3 protein-coding genes and 1 pseudogene are annotated in these 3,447 nt (G+C 63.6%); 2 read left to right on the top strand and 2 right to left on the bottom strand.

The window, feature by feature from the left end:
- Positions 1-618, bottom strand: a pseudogene (locus tag ACK59Z_RS25655) (transketolase); the annotation flags it as partial.
- A 251-nt stretch (positions 619-869) separates the two neighbouring features.
- On the opposite strand from ACK59Z_RS25655, the gene ACK59Z_RS25660 reads away from it, so the two are divergent.
- Positions 870-1,862: a metalloregulator ArsR/SmtB family transcription factor gene (locus ACK59Z_RS25660; RefSeq protein ID WP_003249377.1), complete on the top strand. Its 993-nt coding sequence runs from the start codon at positions 870-872 to the stop codon at positions 1,860-1,862.
- A gap of 18 nt (positions 1,863-1,880) precedes the next feature.
- Positions 1,881-3,071 carry a methionine adenosyltransferase gene (gene metK, locus ACK59Z_RS25665; RefSeq protein ID WP_003249375.1) on the top strand — a complete coding sequence of 397 codons (1,191 nt, stop codon included), beginning with the start codon at positions 1,881-1,883 and terminating at the stop codon, positions 3,069-3,071.
- 5 nt (positions 3,072-3,076) lie between these two features.
- Here the strand turns inward: metK and ACK59Z_RS25670 are convergent, their stop codons facing one another.
- Positions 3,077-3,235, bottom strand: coding sequence for a hypothetical protein (locus tag ACK59Z_RS25670; RefSeq protein ID WP_181318787.1), 159 nt, complete (start codon positions 3,233-3,235; stop codon positions 3,077-3,079).
- Positions 3,236-3,447: the final 212 nt, after the last annotated feature.

A 3,447-nucleotide genomic window follows, 5' to 3' on the forward strand; every position in this document is an offset into this window, starting at 1 on the left:
CTCGAAGCGCGCCGGGGTGTTGTCGGTGAACCAGCCGTGCACTTCGCCATCGATGGAGATGCCGTTGTCGTCATAGAAGGCGATCAGCTTGTTCAGGCCCAGGGTGCCGGCCAGCGAGGCGACTTCATGGGAGATACCTTCCATCATGCAACCGTCGCCGAGGAACACGTAGGTGTTGTGGTCGACGATGGTGTGGCCGTCACGGTTGAACTGGGCAGCCAGTACTTTTTCTGCCAGGGCGAAGCCCACGGCGTTGGCGATACCCTGGCCGAGCGGGCCGGTGGTGGTTTCAACGCCTGGGGTGTAGCCGTACTCCGGGTGGCCCGGGGTGCGGCTGTGCAGCTGGCGGAAGCCTTTGATGTCATCGATGGTGACGTCGTAGCCGGTCAGGTGCAGCAGCGAGTAGATCAGCATCGAACCGTGGCCGTTGGACAGCACGAAGCGGTCACGGTCGGCGAACTTCGGGTTGCTCGGGTTGTGCTTCAGGTAGTCGCGCCAAAGCACTTCGGCGATATCCGCCATGCCCATGGGGGCACCTGGGTGGCCGCTGTTGGCCTTTTGCACGGCATCCATGCTGAGGGCACGAATGGCGTTGGCACGTTCACGACGGCTGGGCATCGCTGATCTCCTAGGGGGCTTGAATAGGTGGTGTCACGAAAAAGGCGGCCATTTTCGCCCACTGGGGGCGCTTGGGGCAAACATTTAAGCGCCAAGCGCCAGCTTTAAGCCGCAACTGAAGAAGCAGTGCGCGACTCCGGGCGCCCCAAAGCGTGTAACTTGAGGCTTTCGGCTTGCAGCTCATCGCCAATATCAAAACTTTTTGATATTGGCCTTGCTAGGGCATCGATGCCTGTCTAGACTGCCGCCCCATGAACCTCCGTGCGCAATCGATCCCCGAGCAACGCGAAACATTGGCCGCCCTGTGCAAAGCCAGTGGCGATGCGTTGCGCCTGAACGTATTGCGCGCACTGGCCAACGACTCGTTCGGCGTGCTGGAGCTGGCGCAGATCTTCGACATCGGCCAGTCGGGCATGAGCCATCATCTCAAGGTGCTGGCTCAGGCCGACCTCGTGGCAACCCGCCGCGAAGGCAACGCCATCTTCTACCGCCGTGCCCTGCCCGATGGCCTGCGCCTGGGGGGGCGGCTGCACGCGGCGCTGCTCGAAGAAGTCGACGACCTGGCCCTGCCGCCCGATGTGCAGGCGCGCATAGCCCATGTACAGCAGCGCCGGGCGGCCACCAGCCAGGACTTCTTCCTGCGCGTGGAAGAGAAGTTCCGTGCCCAGCAGGACCTGATCGCCGGCCTTCCGCAGTACCGCGACAGCCTGCTGGCGCTGCTCGACAAACTGCATTTCGACCCGGCCGCCAGCGCGCTGGAAGTCGGGCCCGGCGACGGTGGCTTCCTGCCCGACCTGGCCCGGCGCTTCGCCCAGGTCACCGCCTTGGACAACAGCCCTACCATGCTCGAGCTTGCGCGCCAGGTGTGCCAGCGCGAAGGGCTCGACAACGTGAACCTGCAGTTGGCCGATGCACTGGGTGCAACGGATGTGGCCGCCGACTGCGTTGTGCTGAACATGGTGCTGCACCATTTCAGCGACCCGGCCCTGGCCTTGCGCCAGCTGGCCAAACGGGTGAAGGCAGGCGGCAGCCTGCTGGTCACTGAACTGTGCAGCCATGACCAGGGGTGGGCGCGCGAAGCCTGCGGCGACCTCTGGCTGGGCTTCGAACAGGATGACCTGGCGCGCTGGGCCAACGCTGCCGGGCTGGCCCATGCGGACAGCCTGTACGTGGGCTTGCGTAACGGTTTCCAGATCCAGGTCCGCCATTTTCAGCGGACGGCTGGCGACATACACCATCGGTAAATTTCAGGAACCTTCGAGATGAGCGAATACTCCCTTTTCACCTCCGAGTCCGTGTCCGAAGGGCATCCGGACAAGATCGCCGACCAGATTTCGGACGCTGTCCTTGATGCCATCATCGCCCAGGACAAATACGCCCGCGTAGCCTGCGAAACCCTGGTCAAGACCGGTGTCGCCATCATCGCCGGCGAAGTCACCACGTCGGCCTGGGTCGACCTGGAAGACCTGGTGCGCAAAGTCATCATCGACATCGGCTACAACAGCTCCGACGTCGGCTTCGACGGCGCCACCTGCGCCGTGATGAACATCATCGGCAAACAGTCGGTAGACATCGCCCAGGGCGTGGACCGCTCCAAGCCGGAAGACCAGGGTGCCGGTGACCAGGGCCTGATGTTCGGCTATGCCAGCAACGAAACCGAAGTGCTGATGCCAGCACCGATCTGCTTCTCGCACCGTCTGGTAGAACGCCAGGCCGAGGCGCGCAAGTCCGGCCTGCTGCCATGGCTGCGCCCGGATGCCAAGTCGCAGGTCACCTGCCGCTACGAGAACGGCAAAGTGGTCGGTATCGACGCCGTGGTGCTGTCGACCCAGCACAACCCGGAGGTTTCGCAGAAAGACCTGCAAGAAGCCGTGATGGAGCTGATCGTCAAGCACACGCTGCCTGCCGAACTGCTGCACAAGGGCACCCAGTACCACATCAACCCGACCGGCAACTTCATCATCGGTGGCCCGGTGGGTGACTGTGGCCTGACCGGCCGCAAGATCATCGTCGACTCCTACGGCGGCATGGCCCGCCACGGTGGTGGTGCGTTCTCCGGCAAGGATCCGTCCAAGGTCGACCGCTCCGCCGCCTACGCCGGCCGCTACGTGGCCAAGAACATCGTCGCCGCCGGCCTGGCCGAGCGTTGCGAGATCCAGGTGTCGTATGCCATCGGCGTGGCCCAGCCGACCTCCATCTCGATCAACACCTTCGGCACCGGCAAGGTCTCCGACGACAAGATCATCCAGCTGGTGCGTGAGTGCTTCGACCTGCGTCCATACGCCATCACCACCATGCTCGACCTGCTGCACCCGATGTATCAGGAAACCGCTGCCTACGGCCACTTCGGCCGCACCCCGCAGCAGAAGACTGTCGGCGACGACACCTTCACCACCTTCACCTGGGAGCGCACCGACCGCGCCCAGTCGCTGCGTGACGCTGCCGGCCTGTAAGCCTCCTACAGCGCCAGACGAAAGCCCCTGCCGAGCGTCGGCAGGGGCTTTTTTGTGCCTGTCACGGCATTTTCATCGCCCGAGAGATCGAGCGCCGCGCTCGTTTCTTGCTCCGCTTCGGGAATGGAGACGAGGACCCGCGAAATATCACCTGACAACTGCACGCACCGCCCGCCCCACTACCTGCCTACGCTAAGCGCTTCCCCGCCATGCAAGGATGCCAGGCCATGCCGTACCTGTTGTTGTTCGCCCTGCTATTTGCGCTGAACACCCCATTGGCCAGGGCTGCCTCATGCCCCCACTGGAACCCGCAACAGGCCAAGGCCGAAGTTGCGCAACTGCGCGCCACGCTTACCCGATGGGACGAGCACTACCA

The sequence above is a fragment of the Pseudomonas sp. KCJK9058 genome, from assembly GCF_046230975.1.
Taxonomy (GTDB): domain Bacteria; phylum Pseudomonadota; class Gammaproteobacteria; order Pseudomonadales; family Pseudomonadaceae; genus Aquipseudomonas; species Aquipseudomonas alloputida.